The sequence below is a fragment of the Myxococcota bacterium genome, assembly GCA_041389495.1.
Classification (GTDB): Bacteria; Myxococcota_A; UBA9160; order UBA9160; family UBA4427; genus JAWKRT01.
In genome coordinates this window covers 111,202-128,372 of sequence record JAWKRT010000004.1, presented here as the reverse complement: position 1 = coordinate 128,372, position 17,171 = coordinate 111,202, and the positions used below count along the sequence as shown (strand labels likewise).

Here is a 17,171-nt window from a genome sequence, read left to right as displayed (position 1 = left end):
TGGAGCGCACTCTACTGATGGAGCCGGGTCGACGCAAGCAACCGCGCGCGCGGCGCCCCGCCCAGCACGCGGGCCCCTATCCCTCTTCGGGCTCCTCCCCGCGCTCGATCGCCGCGAAGACCCCCTCGCCCACCACCTGGCGCGCGAGGTCCTCCATGTCCGGGAACCGCCGCAGCGTGTGGCCGCCGTCGACCGTGATGCACTGGCCCGTCACCCAGCCCGACTCGGGCCCCGCCAGGAAGCGCACGAGCTGCCCCTGGTCGTCCGCCTCGCCGCGCCGCGCGAGCGGCTGCTGCGCGAGGAAGCGCCCGAGGAACGCCTCGGCGCCGACGAGGCCCTGCGTCGCGTCGGTCGACGTGAGCCCGGGGCGCACGGCGTTCACCCGCACGCCGAAGCGCCCGAGCTCGTCGGCCGCGACGCGCGCGAGCTGGTCGATCGCGGCCTTCGCCGCACCGTACGCGGCGAGGAACGGCGTCGACATCACCGCGGCCGTCGACGAGACGAGCACGATCGAGCCGCCGCCGCCGCGCACCATCGCGAGGCCCGCGTACTTGAGCACGAGGAAGGCCGGCCGGAGGTTCAGCGCGACGTCGTCGAGGAACCGGTCGACGTCGTAGCCGAGCACGGGCGCATAGCCACCGCCGCCCGGGACGGCGAGCGCGGAGTCGAGCCCGCGGTCGCCCGCCGCGAACGCGACCGCGTCGCGCACGCTCGCGGCGTCCATCGCGTCGCAGGCCGTGCAGCGCACCGAGCCGCCGCTGCGCGCCGCGATCGCGCGCAGCGCCTCGCTCGCCGCTTCGAGCTTCGCGACGGTGCGACCGGCGATCGCGACGTCCGCACCATCGGCGACGAGCGCGCGCGCGCTCGCGAGCCCGATGCCGCTCCCGCCGCCGACGACGAGCGCGCGGTGCCCGCGCAGACGATCCGTGGTCGTGACATCGCCGCTCATGAAGCCTCCCGCGCGAGCAGACGCGTCGCGCTTCGTCGAGATGGATCCGGGAGCCTATCCGGCGTGGCCTGCGCAGCGACGGACGAATCGCGCGCAGCGTGCGATTCTGGGCCGCGTCGACCGCGCTTCGACCGCCGCGAACGGCGATGCGGACGCGCTCGCCCGGGCTCCTTCCGACCCGCGGAGGCCGATCGCCGATGATCTCCGCGCGCCCGAGGAGAGGCCTCGTACTCGCGGCCCTCTCCGCCGCCCTCTGCGCAGCGGGGCCGAACTTCGCGCGCGCGGACGCCGGCGAGGAGCGGCTCCTCCGCGAGCAGCTCACCGAGCGCGAGGACGAGAACCGCACCCGCGAGCCGTTCACGCGGACTCCGTTCGGCCACCTGCTCACGCTGACGGCGCAGTACGTCGTCGGCGTCGAGGGGACGCGCCCGCTTCGCGAACACGACGCGCCGGACGGCGAGTCGCGCGCGCTGCTCTCGAGCGAGCTCGAGACCGAGCTGTTCTTCTCGACGGGCGAGCGCTTCTCGTTCCTCGCCCAGGTCGTGGGCGTCTGGGACCGGGATCTGCTCGCGTCGACGCGAGCCGGAATCTCGGACGCCTTCGTCGAACGCGGCGAACTGTGGCTCCTGAGCGAGGGCGTCGCGGGCCTGCCCCTCCAGCTCGAGATCGGACGCCTCGACTTCGAGGACGACCGCCTGTGGTGGTGGGACACGGACCTCGACGCCGCGCGCGCCACCGTCGAAGTGGGCTCCCTGGAAGTCGCGCTCGCCGCAGCGCGCGAAGTCGCCGCCGAGCGCTCCGGCGCGGGCGGCATCGCCCCCGAGCACGAGGGCGTGCTGCGGCTGCTCGCGGAGATCTCGTGGGACTGGGCCCCCGAGCACGCGCTCCAGCTCTTCGCACTCCACCACGACGACCGCTCGCGCACCGAGTCCGTCGGGACGCGCGTGCTGCGCGCGCGCGAGGACGACTCGGACGCCCGCCTCACATGGCTCGGTGCGCGGGCCTCCGGCGCTCTCGACCTCGACGGGCATGCCGTCGGCTACTGGCTCGACGCGGGCTGGGTGCACGGCCGCGAGCAGCGCCTCGATCTCGCCGCCGTCGACGCGCGCGTCTCGGTCGTCGACGAGCGCAGCACGCGACGCGTCGACGGCTGGGCGATCGACCTCGGCGCGACGTGGCGGCTCGCCGCTCCGCTCGACCCGCGTCTGACTGCGGGGTTCGCAATCGGCTCCGGCGACCGCGACCCGGACGACGAGCGTGATCGCGCGTTCCGCCAGACGGGGCTCCACGGCAATGCGCCCGGCTATGGCGGCGTGCAGCGATTCTCGGGCTACGGGATCCTGCTCGACCCCGAGCTGTCGAACCTCACCGTGGCGACGCTCGGCGCCGGCATCTCGCTGCTCGACAACAGCTCGATCGACGTCGCCTACCACGGCTACTGGCAGGTCCACGCGAGCGACGAGCTTCGCGACGCGAGGCTCGAGGCGTCGCTCACGGGCGCCAGCCGGCGGCTCGGTCACGGGATCGACCTCGTGCTCGGCATCGAAGAATGGGACGCGCTCGAGCTCGAGGTCTCCGCGTCCGTCTTCCGCGCAGGCCGCGCGTTCGCCGTCGATGCGGGCGACTGGGCCTACGGCGGCTTCGTCGAGCTGCGCTTCGCGTTCTGAGGCCGCGGCGCTCAGTCGGTCGCACGGGCGCCGTCGAGCGGGAGCAGCAGATCCTCGAGGAAGAACGCAGAGAGGGCCGCGCGGCCGGACAGGTTCGCCTTCGCATAGATCGCGCGTGCCTGCTGCCGCACCGTGCGCTCGCTCGTGTCGCGGACGACGGCGATCTCCTTGTGGCTGAGCCCCTTGAGCATCAGGAGCGCGACCTCGCGCTCGGCGGGCGTGAGATCCCAGCGATCGAACTGGGCGTCGATGGCCGTGGAGAGCCCCTTCAGCAGCTCGCGCATGTCGCTGCGCCACTGCGCCCCCTCGGAGCGCGCGACCTCGAGATCGCGGATCAGGGCCATCTGCTCGCGGTGCTGGCTGCGGGTGCGCCCGAGAAGGTGCACCACGCCGGCCGCGGTCATCACGAGGAGCGTGGGCTCGACGAGCTCCCGCAGGATCTCCGTGAACGTCATGTCCGGCTCTTCGAGGATCTCGAGCCCGATCAGCACGCCGATGCCGACGACCACGAGCGTGACCGCCCACGCGGGGTGCATGCGTCCATCCTGGTCGAACACCGCCTCGCCTCCCCGGCGCGCCGCCTCGACGGCGCACCGCGCTGGGGGCGGAGCCGCGCGCAGCGCGACCCCGCCCCGATCGATCGCCGCGATCTCGCGGCGCGCGCGCTCCCTACGGCTGGTAGTCGATCAGCCGGAGCTCCTCGCCCGTCTCCGGGTCGACCTCGAGCACCATTCCCACGCCGGGCACGTAGAACTTGTACTCGTACTTGCCGGGCTCGGAAGGCAAGTAGTCGCGCGTCTGCAGCACCGGGCTCCCATTCGCGAACGGGAACGTGTAGCCGGTGGCGTCGACGCTGATCACCTCGACCATGTCCTCGGCGTCGCCGGGCAGCCATTCCTGGCGATAGAACTGCCCCACCTGCGGTGAAGCGATCATCCAGAAGCCCGGCTTCGCACCCTCCTTGCCGATCTCCCACGAGCCCGAGAGGTCCGCGAGCCGTCCGTCCTCGAAGTTCTGCGCGATCTCACCGAGGTACCAGACGTTGCCGTCGACGTCCTGTGCGACCCAGTCGGTCGTGTCCTCCACGACCACGCCGTCGAGCGTCACGCGATCCCGGATCGACGTGGCGACGATGCCGTCGAAGTCGCGCGTGTCGGGCAGGATCTCGAAGACGATCTCCTCGAGGCCTTCGCTCGTCTGCTTCTGATAGGTCCAGACCGACCCGACCGTGAACGGCGTGTACGGGTTCGAGACGCCCGCGACGAAGTCCGCGGGATCGAGCTGCGGGTCGTAGCGGGTCTCGCCGAGGTCCTCGCAGATCTGCTCGCGCTCGTCGCGCACCTCGGCGCACTCCTCGAACAGCGCACGCCGCTCGGCCGCGGCGTCGTCGCGACACTCCTTGCGGTCGGTGCCCTCGCTCAGGTTCTCGCACTTGGCGAACTCGACGTACATGTCCTCGTTCGTCTCCAGGCGGCACGACTTGTAGAGGAAGCGCGCCGTCTCCTCACATGCGCGGTCGGGGCGCGCGGCGCGCGCCGCCGGGGCGGCGGCCGCCACCAGCGCGAATGTGGCCGCGAGGCTCGCGACCGCGCGGGCATCACGTCGCCGCGAGCGCCAACGGCGGGACGGAGCGAAGGTCAGCGGCCCCCGGCGTGCATGGGCGGTGGGATGGGTCATGGGAGTCTCTCCTCGATTCGCTCCCGCGGAGCGCGCCCGGCGCCGTGCCCGGCGCGCGCTGCGCGAGCGCGCGACCGAATGCGGCCGCCGCGCGCGGATCTCCATCCCGTTCATGGCCTAGGTCATGCCCCGCGCGTCGCCCTGTCCGCATGCGTCGGATGGCGCATGCCGCGCGAGACGCGACGAGGGGCGTCTCGCGCGCAACCGGCGCGCGCGCGCGCTTCGTCGCCGTGGCGCGGCGACCGTGCAAGTGCGCGGTCATCGGTGCGTTTCGCGTCCGTGCGCCGGATGGCGCATGCGCGTGCGGCCGGCGCTCGCCTATTCGACGGGAGCGCCCGGCTCGCGGGGGCCGCGGTGTCCTGCCCGACTCCCGGGGTCGCCGCGGGCCGGGCCACCGCGCGGCAGCGCGCCGTCGGGAGGCCACCTCCGCTCGTCGGCGCGCCGCCGCGCGGCTCCAACCTCGCCGCGCGGCGCCCGCGCCTAGCGCGCCGCGTTGCTCGGCCACTGCGGGCGGACGTACTCGACGAAGTCGAGCTTCTGGTCCCGCAGCTGCCAGATCGTCAGGAAGTCGCCCTTGTAGCCCTTGTGGTCGCCGGGCCCGAACTGCACGTAGGTGGCCGGCCCGCCGTTCGTCGCGGGCATCCAGCGGATGCGCTCGATCCCGAGCTTCACCTCCTTCGGCGTCGGGATGCGCGCGTTCGCGATGCCGTGGATCGCCGCGCGCGCCGTGTCGTACGCGAGCGCGACGACGACGTTGCGCGACTTGCGGTCGAAGCGCTTCTCGTAGCGCGCGATCATCGCCTCGTAGTTCGGGTTCGTGCCGGGCTCGGCCAGCTGGTCGATGCCGTGCCAGCCCTCGATCCCCTCGCCCCACGCATTCGTGTTCGAGTAGAACATGAACGCGGTGCCCATGATGCGCAGCGGGTCCCAGCCGAGCTCCTTGAACGCGCGGCCGAAGTGCATCGTGGCATAGCCATAGCCACCGTAGTAGACGCCCTCCGTTCCCATCGCGCGCATCTCGCGAAGGTGCTCGACGAGGTCGCGCGGATTCGGCTCGAGCCGCACCTCGCGCGTCACCGTCATGCCGAGGCGCATCGCCGTCTCGCGGAAGTAGTCGGCGTAGTCGCGGCCCGACGAGCCGGCCTCCCAGAAGAGGCCCACCTTCCTGCAGCCGCGGCCGTAGAGGAAGTTCGCGCAGATCACGCCCTCGGAGGCGATGTCGCCGTTCGCGACCGTGAAGCAGGAGTCGGTCGCGAACGGGTGCGCGCCGGTCCATCCGATGCACGGGACGCCCGTGCGGTCGATCGTCTCCTGCAGCACGAACGAGTTGTCGGAGATCATCGGCCCGAGGACCACGCAGCAGCCCTGCTCGACGAGCCATTCGTAGCCGGCGATCACCTTGCGGTAGTTCTCGCGCGGGAGGCCGCGCGCGTCGGCCGTGACGATCTGCACGGGCGAGCGGCCCCAGACGCCCTCGTTCAGCGCGTCCTCGATCGCGAGGATCGTCGGGTCGATCCAGTCGGCGAGCAGCTGCCCGAGATCCATGTCGATCAGCACGCCGATCTTCACCGGCTCGAACGGGTCGCCCTGCGTCTCGAGCCCGCGCGTCGGCGGGTAGATCACGATGTCCTGGACCGCGCGCTCGCCGATGGCGCCGCCGCCGTGGAACCAGGCCTCGCCGTCCGTCTTCGCGCTCTTCCCCTGGTTCGAGCTGGTGCCGTGCGTGACCGAGCAGACGGCGCGATCGGGCTGCGCGATGCCGTGGTCCTTCGGCTCGGGGAACATGCGCTCGGCATAACGAAGATCGTCGGACATGGTCGCCTCCTCGCGTGCGGGGGAGGCATTGGAGCACACGCGCCGCGTCGCGCGCGAGCGCGAATTCGCCGCGCGCGCACGCTCGCGACGCGCGTACGCGCGTGCGGCGCTCGCGCGTACGCGCGCCTACTTCGGCTGCATGCGGATCGCGCCGTCGACGCGGACGACCTCGCCGTTCAGGTAGTCGTTCGTGAGCAGCTCCTCGATCATCGACGCGAGCTCGTCCGCGCGACCGAGGCGCTTCGGGAACACGACGCTCTGCCCGAGGTGCGCCTTGAACTTCTCCGCGCCCTCGCCCTCGCCGTAGATCGGCGTGTCGACGAGACCGGGCGCGACCGTGTTGACGCGCACGCCGATCGACGCGAGGTCGCGCGCGATCGGGAGCGTCATGCCCACGACGCCGCCCTTCGACGCGGAGTACGCCGCCTGCCCGATCTGCCCGTCGAAGGCCGCGACCGACGCGAGGTTCACGATCGCGCCCCGCTGCCCGTCCGCATCGACCGGCTCCATGCGCGCCATCGCGGCCGCGGCGAGCCGCAGGCAGTTGAAGGTGCCGACGAGGTTGATGCGGAGCACGCGCTCGAACGCCGCGAGGTCGAACGGCCGCCCTTCCCGGTCGACCGTCCTCATCGCGTGGCCGACGCCCGCCGCGTTCACGAGCGCGCGCAGCGGCCCGAGCGCGAGTGCGGCGTCGAGCGCGGCCTGCACCTGGTCGGCGTCCGCGACGTCGACGCGCGCGAAGCGCCCGCCGATCGCCTCGGCGACCGCCCCGCCCTTCGTCTCGTCGAGATCCGCGACGACGCAGCACGCGCCGCTCGCGGCGAGCCGCCGCGCCGTCGCGGCCCCGATGCCCGACGCGCCACCGGTGACGACCACCGACGCTCCCCGCAGCTCCATCGCTCCGACCCTCCCGACCGCCGCGCGCCGTGCATCGCGCGGGCGGCGCAGCATCGCATAGCGACGCGAGGCGGCGACCCCGCCCGCAGCGCGGCGGCGCGGGGGCCGGCGGGCGCGAAGGCGAGCGGAACGAGCGTTCCGCTGCCGCGGAACGGCCGTTCCGCGCGAGCGCCGCGCGGCCTTCACGCGCAGCCGGCCCGGGACCCCTCGGAGCCCGATTTCACCTGTGAGCGCGCGGACCTGCCTCGCGTGAACGGCCGTCGCCGCTTCTTCGCCGCGAGTCGGAACGGAGCTTGCTTCCCTACCGGGCCACCTGGGAGGTTGCAGCTGTGCACCCGTACGTCCGCTGTGCGTTGCTCTCGATCGCGCTCGTCGCCGCGGCCGCGCCCGCCGGCGCCCTTCCGACCGGCTACGACATCCAGATCGCCGTCGCGAACAGCCAGACCGGCGCCAGCATGGGCGGCGCCGACCTGGCCTCGCTGATGTCGGCGGGCGTCCTCACCGAAACCGTCGACCCGGTCGCGGGAACGACGACCCTCGCGCTCAACACCGTCGTCGCCGGCCCGTCGGGCCTGTGGACGATCGACGAGTGGGACTCGACGATCGACCTCGACCCCTTCATCACGAACAACTTCACGGTCACCAACAACACGGCCGCGACGCTCACGTACACGATCGCGGTGTCGAGCCCGATCCCGGCCTTCAATGCCGACGAGATCGTGCAGTCGACGATCCAGCTGCGGCTGCTCGACTCGAACGGCATCGGCGGCGCGCTCGTGACGTCGTCGGCGGGAACGGACGTGTACGAGGCCTTCGTCAACGGCTCGAAGGCGCTCGGGCTCCTCACCGACCCGTTCTCGCTGTCGTGCACCGACCCGATCGACTGCACGATCAACGGCACGGCGGCGGCCGGCGTCGCGAGCCAGGCCTTCGGCCCGGCCGTCGCGACGAGCATCGGCCTCACGATCACGTTCGATCTCACGCCCGGGAACTCGGCCTCGATCCTCTCGCGCTTCGAGCTCGTGCCCGAGCCCGGAACCGCGCTGCTCGTCGGCATCGGCCTGGTCGGGCTCGCCGGCGCGCGGCGCCACCGGCGCGCGTAGCGCGGCCGCGCGTCCGCCGGTCGCTCTCGGAACGCTCGTTCCGCATCCGCGGAACGAGCGTTCCCAATCGTCGCGCTGCCCGCCGGCGCGCGGCGCGCCCTCCGCCTCCGCGCGCGGCGCGATTTCCCCTGCGATCTCCGACCGTTCGCGCCCGCGGCCCGCGCGGGCGCGCAGGTCGCACCGGCCCTGCAACCGCTGGAACGGGAATTGCTACTTCCCGAGTACGCAACGGGAGGGTCCAGCTGTGCGCCAGCTCCGCCACGCCGCCATCGGTCTCGCTTCCGCGTTCGCCCTCGTCCTCGCCGCCCCGGCCGCCGAGGCCCTTCCCGTCGGCTACGACCTGCAGATCACGGTCGACGACGCGTCGGGCGGCGGGAACATCGGCTCGATGAACCTGCAGGGGCTCCAGACGATGGGGCTCGTCAGCGAGACGACGAACCCGGGCGCCGGCACCACCACCGCCGCACTCACGGGCCCGATGATGGGCTCGGGCGGCCTGTGGACCCTCGACTCCTGGGACTCGACGCTGAAGGAAGACCCGTGGATCACGAACAACTTCGTGGTCACGAACAACACGGGCGGCGTCGCGACCTTCACGATCACGGTCTCGAGCCCGATCCCCGCGTTCAACGCGAACCAGATCGTGCAGTCGACGATCCAGCTCTCGATCCTCGACGACGACAACGCGGGCGGCGCCTCGGCGAGCTCGGTCGCGGGCATCGACGTCTACCAGGGCAAGGTGAACGGCACGACCGCGCTCTCCCTGCTCGACGACCCGTTCGCGATCTCGTGCACCTCGCCCGTCGACTGCGTGATCAACGGGAACACGGCGGACGGCGTCGCGAGCCAGCCGTTCGGCCCGGCCGTCGCGACGAACATCGGCATCACGGTGACGTTCCAGCTCTCGAACGGCGACTCCGCCTCGGTGCTGTCGCGCTTCGAGATCGTGCCCGAGCCGGGCACGGGGCTGCTGATGACGGCGGGGCTGCTCGCGCTCGCCGGCCTGCATCGCCGACGTTAGTCGACGCGCTCCGGTGCGCGCGGGCGCGCGCATGGCGTCCCCAGCGGGAATCGAACCCGCCTTGCCGGCTTGAAAGGCCGGTGTCCTGACCGATAGACGATGGGGACGCGCGATGCGGCGTTGCGGGCCGCAGTATGCCGCAGGCGCAGCCGCGCTTCACCGCCTTCGCGGCCCCGAAGCGCGTTCTTCCGCGATCTCCTCGTGCGCGAGCTCCGCGATCGCGTCGTGCCTCCACAGGTACCAGGCGGCGACGCTGCGGTAGGGCTGCCATGCGCCCGCGATCGCCTCGAGCTCGCGCGGCGCGGGCAGCGCATCGAGCCCGTAGAGCTGCTGCGCGCCCTTCCGCACACCGTAGTCGCCGACCGGCAGCACGTCGGGGCGGCCGAGCGCGTGCATCAGCACCATGTGCGCGGTCCACGCGCCGACGCCGTGGATCGACGACAGCGCGCGCACGACGGCGTCGTCGTCGAGGTGCCAGAGCCTCCGCTCGCGGACCGCGCCACTCGCGAAGGCCTCGCCGATCGACCGGAGCGCGCGCGCCTTGCCGCCCGAGAGCCCCGCGCTGCGCAGGCGCGCGTCGCCCGCGCGCGCGAGCGCTTCGGGGCGCGGCGTGCGGCCGTCGAAGAGCGCGAGGAAGCGCCGCTCGATCGCCGCGGCCGCGGCACCGGCGAGCTGCTGGTAGAGCACCGATCGCACGAGATACGCGTAGGGACGGCCCGTCGCGCGGAGGGGACACGGGCCGACGCGGCGCACGAGCGCGCGCATGCGCGCGTCGGGCGCCGCGCGGTGCGCGAGCGCGCGCGTCGCGGCGGCGGCGGCGCGCGCGTCGAGCTTCGCGATTCGCGAGGCGGGCCGAGCGGCGGGCGACATCAGCCGGGCAGCGTAGCGGGCGCCGGCCCGCGCCGGTCGCGCGGCGGGTAGACTCCGCCGTCATGGACGAACAAGCGATCCGCGCGCAGAACCTGTGGTCGAGCTTCGCACGCAAGATCGATCCGCTCGACAACGGGATGGAGCTCGTCGCGACGCCGGCGCTCGATGCCGCGGACATCGGCGGCCTCGACGGCCCGAAGGAGGAGGTCGCGACGTACGCCTGCGCCGCGACGAGCCCGCACATCTACCAGAGCTGGGGCACGCAGCCGCCGTCGGGGATCCTGTTCATGGGACAGCGCGGCTCGGGCAAGCGGCTGCTCGCCGAGGCCCTCGCGACGCAGACCGACACGTCGTTCCTCGTGATCGACGTCCCGCGGCTCGTGCTCGACGTGATCCACGCCGGCAAGAAGGCCTCCGAGCTCGTCCAAGGATGGAGCGACTTCCTCGAGGAGATGCCGCGCCTCACGGTGTTCTTCGACGAGCTCGAGTTCTCGCAGGCGCAGGAGATCGGCGAGCGCCGTCCCGACCTCCCCGTCGGCCCGATCATGGACTTCCTGCTCGAGATCATCGATCGCACCATCCGCGTCGACGGCCACCTCGTCGTCGCCGCGACGTCGCACCCCGACTCGCTGCGCGAAGCGTTCGTCGTGCCCGGGCGCTTCGAGCGGCTCGTCGAGGTGCGGCCGCGCATGCCGGAGGACGTCGTCGCCGCGCTCCAGATCCACGCGCGCGCCGCCGAGAAGCGCGCGGGCCGCTCGCTCTTCGAGTCCGTGCAGTGGGAGCGCGTCGTCGTCGCCGCGCGCGACGCGTCGATCGGCGACTGGGTGCGCATCCTGCACGCGGTGCTGCGCCGGAAGGCGCGCTGCGAGGCGGCCGGCGAGGAGACCGGGTTCGTGACGACCGTGGACGTGCAGAACGAGGTCGAGCGCTTCACCGAGGCGCGTCGCCAGATCCGCAGCGGCGGCGGCAACTACGTGTGACCACGTTCCTCGTCACCGGCGGCGCGGGCTTCATCGGCTGCAACTTCGTGCGCGCGGCGCTCGCGCGCACCGACGCGAAGGTCGTCGTCTACGACAAGCTCACGTACGCCGGGAGCCTCGAGAGCCTGCGCGACGTCTCCGACGACCCGCGCTTCCACTTCGTGCGCGCCGACATCGCCGATCGCACGGCCGTCGAGCAGGTGTTCCGCGACCACCCGCCGACCGCGGTGCTCAACTTCGCGGCGGAGAGCCACGTCGATCGCTCGATCGACGGGCCCGAGGCCTTCGTCCGCACCAACCTCGTCGGCGCCTTCGTGCTGCTCGACGTCGCGCGCGAGCACGCCGCGCGGCTCGGCGCGAGCGACCGGGAGCGCTTCCGCTTCCTGCACGTCTCCACCGACGAGGTCTACGGGTCGCTCGGCGACACGGGGCTGTTCACCGAGGAGACGCCCTACGCGCCGAACTCGCCGTACTCGGCCTCGAAGGCCGGGGCCGACCACCTCGTGCGCGCCTACTTCCACACCTACGGCCTGCCGACGCTCACGACCAACTGCAGCAACAACTACGGCCCGTACCACTTCCCCGAGAAGATGATCCCGCTGATGATCCTCAACGCGCTCGAGGGCGAGCCGCTCCCGATCTACGGCGACGGGCGCAACGTGCGCGACTGGCTGTACGTCGAGGACCACTGCGAGGGCATCCTCGCCGCGCTCGAGCGCGGCCGCCCGGGCGAGAAGTACAACCTCGGCGGCAACAACGAGCGCGCGAACGTCGAGATCGTCGACCTCGTGTGCCGCGAGCTCGAGCGGCTCGTGCCGGCCGCGCAGAACGAGGCGCTCCGCGCGCGCGGCGTCGCGCGCTACGAGGATCTCAAGACCTTCGTCGCCGACCGCCCGGGCCACGACCGCCGCTACGCCATCGACGCGAGCAAGGCCCGCCGCGAGCTCGGCTGGACGCCGCGCCACGACCTCGAGGGCGGGCTCGCGCGCACCGTCGAGTGGTTCGTCGCGAACCGCGACTGGTGCGAGGCGGTCCAGCAGGGCAACTACCGACGCCAGCGCCTCGGCCTGCGCGAGGCGGCCGAGGCGCGGTAGGCCACCCGCGCGGTCCCGGCGTCTCGCCGTCCCGCGCCGGGGCCCTCGAGGCGAGACCATCCCGGCCGCGGGATGGCGTCCCGCCGCGGCTCGCGCAAGCGCTCGGAATGGCAGCGATTCTCGCTCCCCTGCCGCCCGGCGCAGGGGTCAAGAAAGCGCGCGAAAACCCGAAAACGTCCCCCACGACCGGGGGAGCCACGTGCACGACCACACGGTGTTGTTCGTCGACGACGAGGTGAACATCCTCAAGGCGCTGCAGCGCCTGCTCCGCAACGAGCCCATGAACGTGCTCACCGCGTCGCGCCCCTCGGAGGCGATCGCGCTGGTCGAGCGCGAATCGCCCCAGGTCGTGGTCTCCGATCAGCGCATGCCCGAGATGAGCGGCGTCGACATGCTGTCGACGATCCGCGAGCGCAGCCCCGACATCGTGCGCATGATGCTCACCGGCTACACGGAGATGACGATCGCCGTCGAGGCGATCAACCGCGGCGAGATCTTCCGCCTGATCACGAAGCCCTGGAACGACGACGAGCTCAAGGCGACGCTGCGCCAGGCCTTCGACCACCACGACCTGAAGCGCGAGATCAAGCGGCTCAACCAGGTCACGCGCGAACAGAACTTCAAGCTCCAGGACATGAACCGGAACCTGGAGAACAAGGTCCGCGAGCGCACGCGCCAGCTCGCGGAGAAGAACCTCGAGCTGCGCACGGGCTACGTGCAGACGGTGCGCGCCCTCGCCGAGGCGATCGACGCCAAGGACGCGTACACGCGCGGCCACTCGGAGCGGGTCGGCGTCTACGCCTCGCGCATCGCGCGCCAGATGGGCATGCGCAAGGAGATGATCGAGCGCGTCTACATCTCCGGCATCCTGCACGACATCGGCAAGATCGGCATTCCCGACGCCATCATCACGAAGCCCGCGCGCCTCGACGACGCCGAGTACGAGGAGATCAAGAAGCACCCCGAGATCGGGGCGCGCATCCTCGAGCCGGTCGAGTTCCTGCGCGAGATCGTCCCCTGCGTGCGCCACCACCACGAGTGGTTCGACGGCTCGGACAGCGGCTACCCGTATCGCCTGCGCGGCGATCAGATCCCGCTCCCGTCGCGCGTCATCCTCGTCGCCGACACGGTCGAGGCGATGACGAGCAACCGCCCCTACCGCAACGCGCTCCCGCTCGACGTCGTCGTGCGCGAGCTCCACAAGTACTCCGGGAGCCAGTTCGACCCCACGGTCGTCGAGGCCTTCCTCACGCTGCTCGAGGACGAGGGCGAGACCTTCATCCAGACGCACCAGAAGTTCGACATCTACGCATTCCTGGAAGGATGACCCCCCCACAGTGACGTGCCCCCCCGACGAGTCGCGGGACCTCGCGACTCTGGCCGCCCTCGGCTTCGGCCCGGAGGCGACCCTGATGACCGAGCCGAAGCTGTTCCTCGACGGACGGCTGCTGGCCGCGCTGCTGGTCGAGCTCGAGGACGAGCTCGGCTACGACCGCGCGGCGCGCACGCTGTTCCAGATCGGGCTGATGCACGGCCTGCGCGACGCCGATCGCGCCGTCGCGCGCGGCCTGCTCTCGACCGCCCCGCACGACGCCGGCAGCGGCGGCCGCATGTTCCCCGCCCTCGAGATGGAGATCGCCGCACCGAGCGGCGCGGGCGCGGGCTGGTGCGTCACGGGCCGCTGGCCCGAGCGCCACGAAGCCGGCGCCTGGCTCGCGAAGCTCGGCCCTGCCGACGCGCCCACCTGCTGGCTCTCGTGCGGCTACACGTCGGGTTGGCTCTCGGGAACGCTCGACGCGAACGTGATCGCGGTGGAGCACGCGTGTGCGGGCTGCGGCGAGGGCGAGTGCGCGTTCGTCGCGCGCGAGGTCGACGCGTGGGAGCAGGCCGCGAGCGCGGCGGCCGCCTCGCCCGCGACGCTCGCGTTCCTGGACATCGTGAGCGGCATCGACCTCGACGTCTATCGCGCACTCGCGCTGCGCTCGCCGTCCGGACCGCGCCCCGACATGATCGAGAGCGAGGGCGAGTTCGAGCCCGACGCGCCGCTCGTGCACATCTGGGGGCCCGTGATGATCATGCCCTTCACGAACGCCGACGAGCTCCTGCGCACGACGGAGGCGCTCTCGCGCGACGTCGGCATCCGCGAGATCCGCGCCGTCGTGATCGACCTGCGCGACCGCATGATCGACGAGGCCTTCGACGCCGCGGCGATCGAGCGCGCGATCGAGACGGTCGAGGCCTGGAGCGCGGAGCCGATCCTGACGGGCGTCGCGCCGCTCGCGGAGCCGGTCGTCGCGGGGCTCGAGGCCGGACACCTGATCGTCCGCAAGGACCTGTCCGAGGCGATCGCGGCCGCGTTCCTGATCGCCGAGGTCCAGCGACACGCGGCCTGACGACGCCGGCGTCGCGCGCCCGCGCGCGCGGAGGGAGCAGCGAGCGCGCCGATGGAACCCGCCGATCTCGCGAACCGACCGCTCGCCGAGCTGCTCGTCGAGCTGCACGCCGCGCGCGCGACCGGAACGCTCCACCTCGAGCGCGCGCGCACGACCAAGCAGCTCGGCTTCGCCGACGGCTTCCTCGTGGCGGCCGAGTCGAGCCTGCCGCGCGAGGCGCTGATCGCGCGCCTCGAGGACGCGGGCGAGATCGGCGCCGAGGCCGCGACGCGCGCGCGATCGCTCGCGAAGGAGCGCCGCTCGAGCGAGGCCGCCGCGCTCGCCGCGACGAAGGCCGTCGAGCCGAAGCGCCTGATCGCGGCGATGCGCGAGCGCATCGCCGCGTGCGCGCTCGACGCCTTCGCATGGCCGGACGGATCCGCGCGCTTCGAGCCGGGCACCGCCGCGAACGCGGCGGAGGCCCGCGCGCTGCGCGCCGACCCGCTCGCCCTCGCCCTCCGCGGCATCGCGCGCACCTGGACGCCCGAGCGCATCGCGCTCGGGCTCCACGCCGATCGCGCGCGCCACGCGAGCGCCGCGCCCGCGTTCGGCGAGGCGCTGCGGCGCCTGTGTGACGACGAGGTCGCCGTCCTCCAGCTCGAGCGCGTGCTCGACGGTCGCCGCACGCTCGAGACGGTCGTCGGCCTCGTGTTCCGCGAGCCGCTCGCGCTCGCCGGCCTCTGGGTCGCACACCGCGTCGGCCTCGTCGCGCTCGCGGACGCGCCGGCGGACGACGCCGCGCCGCGCGCGGGCGCAGGCGCCGCGGGCGACGAGGCCCCGCCCGAGATCGAGATCGAGGTCGTCGGCGCCGCGGACTCCGCCGCCGCGCGCGGTGCGGCGCGCGCCCGCGCGGCCACGGCCGCGAGCGCGTCGCGCGCCGACGGCGCGAGCCCCGAGGCCGAGGAGATGCGCAAGCGCGTCCTCGACCTCTACGAGAGGATCGAGTCGGGCGACCACTACGCGCTGCTCGGCGTGCCCGCCGACGCGAACGCCGCGACGATCAAGAAGGCCTACTTCAAGGCGGCCAAGCAGTTCCACCCCGACAAGCTCGCGCGCCTCGGCCTCGGCGACGTCAAGGCGCAGGCGGCCGAGGTGTTCGCCGCGCTCGCGGAGGCGAACGAGGTCCTCTCCGATCCGAAGCGCCGCAAGCAGTACGACGACGCGGTCGCATCGGGCGGCTCGGACGACCAGGTCGACGTCGCGCTGCTCGCGCAGGCGGAGAGCTTCTTCCGCAAGGGCGAGGTGCTCGTGAAGATGGGCGACTTCCGCGGCGCGGTGGAGCTGCTCGAACGCGCCGCGAAGCTCTGGCCCAGCGAGCCCGCCTACCACGCGCTGCTCGGCTTCGCGCTCTTCAAGCGCAACCCGCCCGACCTCGACGCCGCGCGGTCGTCGCTCGAGGTCGCGATCGGCATCGCTCCCGAGGATGCGCGCGCCCACATGTGGCTCGGCCTCGTGCTGCGCGCGCAGGGCCACGTGAACGACGCCAACTCGCACGTCGCGAAGGCGCGCAAGCTCGACCCGTCGGTCAGCTGAGCGCCGCGCCACCCCGGGTCACGGCGGCGACGCCGCGCGCCGCGCCCGCTCGCGGATCGCCGCGCGGGCGGCGGCATTGGCGCGGAGCGCGAACGGCCGACTCCACGCGGCGGACCCCGCGGCGCGGAAGCTGCGGAGCGCCGCGCGCGCGCCGTCCGGCGCGCGCCACCACACCTCGCTCGACGCGTCGCCCGCGCGCGAGCGGAGCTCGGCGCCCTCCGCCCTCGCGTCGGCGAAGACGCTCGCCGTCGCAGCCGTGACCTCGTCGACCGGCGCGCGCGCCACGATCGCGCCGCTCGGAAGCGCGTAGAGCGCGCGCAGCGTCGCGTCGCGCAGCGGCCGCCCGGCCGCGACGCCGCGCGCGATGCGCCGCACCTCGACCGGCGCCCCGCGCATCACCGTCTCGCCCGCGCGCGCGTGGCCCGCGAATCCGAGCGCGGGCCCGAGCTCGTGCAGCAGCGCGCCGAGGAGCTCGTCGTCGTCGAGCGCGACGACGCGGCCGAGCGCATCGGCGCGCGCGCGCGCAACGCGCACCGAGGCGGCAACGAGCTCCGCCGGGAGCGCGCCCTCCCCCGCCGCCTCGCGGCCGCCGAACGGCGGCGCGCGGACGGCGCAGTCGGCCGTCGCATCGCCGCTGCGCGCGAGCGCGCGCTGCGGATCGTCCGGCGACGGCCCGTCCGCGATCGCGAGCTCGATCGCGCGCGCGCCGGGCGCCGCGGGGGCGGACTCGACCCGCAGTGCGAGCCCGGTGGCACCCGCGAGCGCCTCGACGGCGCGCGCGACGAGTGCGCGCTCGCGCGCCGCGATGGCGCCGGCGACGTGCACGCCCACCGGCGCGTCGCCGCGCCAGCGACACGCGAAGTCGATGCGCTCGCCGGCCGCCACCCAGAAGTGCGGCGCGAGGTCGCCGAGGCGCGCGGGGCCGACCGCGCGCAGCCCGGGGTGCGCGCGCGCGAGCGCGCCGACGTCGAAGCCACCCGCACCGGGCGCGCAGGCGAGGAGTGCGCACGCCGCGAGCGCGCACGCGGCGAACGCGCACGAAGCCCGCGCGCGCCCCGGCATCGCGGGCCCCCGAGATCGCACGCCCCGAGCTCGCGCGCCCCGAGCTCGCGCGCCGCGGGGCCGCGCCGTGC

At 73.3% G+C, this 17,171-nt stretch carries 15 protein-coding genes and 1 tRNA gene; 8 read left to right on the top strand and 8 right to left on the bottom strand.

Going from position 1 to position 17,171, the window contains the following annotated elements; translation table 11 throughout:
• Positions 1-76: 76 nt before the first annotated feature.
• Complete coding sequence (locus R3E88_19035; GenBank protein ID MEZ4218578.1) at positions 77-949, bottom strand: SDR family oxidoreductase; 873 nt, start codon at positions 947-949, stop codon at positions 77-79.
• Between the two features lie 197 nt (positions 950-1,146).
• Between R3E88_19035 and R3E88_19030 the strand changes: the two genes are divergently transcribed.
• Positions 1,147-2,616 carry an alginate export family protein gene (locus R3E88_19030; protein ID MEZ4218577.1) on the top strand — a complete coding sequence of 490 codons (1,470 nt, stop codon included), beginning with the start codon at positions 1,147-1,149 and terminating at the stop codon, positions 2,614-2,616.
• An 11-nt stretch (positions 2,617-2,627) separates the two neighbouring features.
• Here R3E88_19030 and R3E88_19025 read toward each other — a convergent pair whose 3' ends face one another.
• The 4 genes from R3E88_19025 to R3E88_19010 all read right to left on the bottom strand — a co-directional run bounded on the left by R3E88_19025 (position 2,628) and on the right by R3E88_19010 (position 7,005).
• On the bottom strand, positions 2,628-3,173 hold the full coding sequence (locus tag R3E88_19025; GenBank protein MEZ4218576.1) for a LuxR C-terminal-related transcriptional regulator: 546 nt from the start codon (positions 3,171-3,173) through the stop codon (positions 2,628-2,630).
• A 112-nt stretch (positions 3,174-3,285) separates the two neighbouring features.
• Positions 3,286-4,173 (bottom strand): hypothetical protein, encoded by an 888-nt coding sequence (locus tag R3E88_19020; GenBank protein ID MEZ4218575.1) that lies wholly within the window; start codon positions 4,171-4,173, stop codon positions 3,286-3,288.
• A 600-nt stretch (positions 4,174-4,773) separates the two neighbouring features.
• Positions 4,774-6,108, bottom strand: coding sequence for an ABC transporter substrate-binding protein (locus R3E88_19015; protein MEZ4218574.1), 1,335 nt, complete (start codon positions 6,106-6,108; stop codon positions 4,774-4,776).
• A gap of 126 nt (positions 6,109-6,234) precedes the next feature.
• Complete coding sequence (locus tag R3E88_19010) at positions 6,235-7,005, bottom strand: SDR family NAD(P)-dependent oxidoreductase (protein ID MEZ4218573.1); 771 nt, start codon at positions 7,003-7,005, stop codon at positions 6,235-6,237.
• A 329-nt stretch (positions 7,006-7,334) separates the two neighbouring features.
• On the opposite strand from R3E88_19010, the gene R3E88_19005 reads away from it, so the two are divergent.
• Positions 7,335-8,108, top strand: coding sequence for a PEP-CTERM sorting domain-containing protein (locus tag R3E88_19005; protein MEZ4218572.1), 774 nt, complete (start codon positions 7,335-7,337; stop codon positions 8,106-8,108).
• Positions 8,109-8,352: 244 nt separating this feature from the next.
• Complete coding sequence (locus R3E88_19000; protein MEZ4218571.1) at positions 8,353-9,129, top strand: PEP-CTERM sorting domain-containing protein; 777 nt, start codon at positions 8,353-8,355, stop codon at positions 9,127-9,129.
• Positions 9,130-9,161: 32 nt separating this feature from the next.
• On the opposite strand, the gene R3E88_18995 is transcribed toward R3E88_19000, so the two are convergent.
• A tRNA-Glu gene (locus R3E88_18995) sits at positions 9,162-9,236 on the bottom strand.
• A gap of 49 nt (positions 9,237-9,285) precedes the next feature.
• Positions 9,286-9,999, bottom strand: a complete 714-nt coding sequence (locus tag R3E88_18990) for a DNA-3-methyladenine glycosylase 2 family protein (GenBank protein ID MEZ4218570.1) — start codon at positions 9,997-9,999, stop codon at positions 9,286-9,288.
• A 62-nt stretch (positions 10,000-10,061) separates the two neighbouring features.
• Here R3E88_18990 and R3E88_18985 point away from each other — a divergent pair, with 62 nt between their 5' ends.
• From R3E88_18985 to R3E88_18965, 5 genes are all read left to right on the top strand, one after another.
• Positions 10,062-10,979: an AAA family ATPase gene (locus R3E88_18985; protein MEZ4218569.1), complete on the top strand. Its 918-nt coding sequence runs from the start codon at positions 10,062-10,064 to the stop codon at positions 10,977-10,979.
• Positions 10,976-12,073 (top strand): dTDP-glucose 4,6-dehydratase, encoded by a 1,098-nt coding sequence (gene rfbB / locus R3E88_18980; protein MEZ4218568.1) that lies wholly within the window; start codon positions 10,976-10,978, stop codon positions 12,071-12,073. Before R3E88_18985 ends, rfbB begins: the two co-directional genes overlap by 4 nt.
• A gap of 199 nt (positions 12,074-12,272) precedes the next feature.
• On the top strand, positions 12,273-13,400 hold the full coding sequence (locus tag R3E88_18975) for a response regulator (GenBank protein MEZ4218567.1): 1,128 nt from the start codon (positions 12,273-12,275) through the stop codon (positions 13,398-13,400).
• A gap of 85 nt (positions 13,401-13,485) precedes the next feature.
• The gene (locus R3E88_18970; protein ID MEZ4218566.1) at positions 13,486-14,466 is read left to right on the top strand and encodes a V4R domain-containing protein; all 981 of its coding nucleotides are present in this window, start codon (positions 13,486-13,488) and stop codon (positions 14,464-14,466) included.
• 51 nt (positions 14,467-14,517) lie between these two features.
• The gene (locus tag R3E88_18965) at positions 14,518-16,038 is read left to right on the top strand and encodes a DnaJ domain-containing protein (GenBank protein ID MEZ4218565.1); all 1,521 of its coding nucleotides are present in this window, start codon (positions 14,518-14,520) and stop codon (positions 16,036-16,038) included.
• Between the two features lie 18 nt (positions 16,039-16,056).
• Here the strand turns inward: R3E88_18965 and R3E88_18960 are convergent, their stop codons facing one another.
• Positions 16,057-17,100, bottom strand: coding sequence for a hypothetical protein (locus tag R3E88_18960; GenBank protein MEZ4218564.1), 1,044 nt, complete (start codon positions 17,098-17,100; stop codon positions 16,057-16,059).
• Positions 17,101-17,171: the final 71 nt, after the last annotated feature.

Excerpts from the sequence above, each read along its gene's own strand:
- R3E88_19035 (MEZ4218578.1), bottom strand. The coding sequence starts at position 949 with ATGAGCGGCGATGTCACGACCACGGATCGTCTGCGCGGGCACCGCGCG.
- R3E88_19030 (MEZ4218577.1), top strand. The coding sequence starts at position 1,147 with ATGATCTCCGCGCGCCCGAGGAGAGGCCTCGTACTCGCGGCCCTCTCC.
- R3E88_19015 (MEZ4218574.1), bottom strand. The coding sequence starts at position 6,108 with ATGTCCGACGATCTTCGTTATGCCGAGCGCATGTTCCCCGAGCCGAAG.
- R3E88_19010 (MEZ4218573.1), bottom strand. The coding sequence starts at position 7,005 with ATGGAGCTGCGGGGAGCGTCGGTGGTCGTCACCGGTGGCGCGTCGGGC.
- R3E88_18990 (MEZ4218570.1), bottom strand. The coding sequence starts at position 9,999 with ATGTCGCCCGCCGCTCGGCCCGCCTCGCGAATCGCGAAGCTCGACGCG.
- R3E88_18985 (MEZ4218569.1), top strand. The coding sequence starts at position 10,062 with ATGGACGAACAAGCGATCCGCGCGCAGAACCTGTGGTCGAGCTTCGCA.
- R3E88_18970 (MEZ4218566.1), top strand. The coding sequence starts at position 13,486 with ATGACCGAGCCGAAGCTGTTCCTCGACGGACGGCTGCTGGCCGCGCTG.
- R3E88_18965 (MEZ4218565.1), top strand. The coding sequence starts at position 14,518 with ATGGAACCCGCCGATCTCGCGAACCGACCGCTCGCCGAGCTGCTCGTC.
- R3E88_18960 (MEZ4218564.1), bottom strand. The coding sequence starts at position 17,100 with ATGCCGGGGCGCGCGCGGGCTTCGTGCGCGTTCGCCGCGTGCGCGCTC.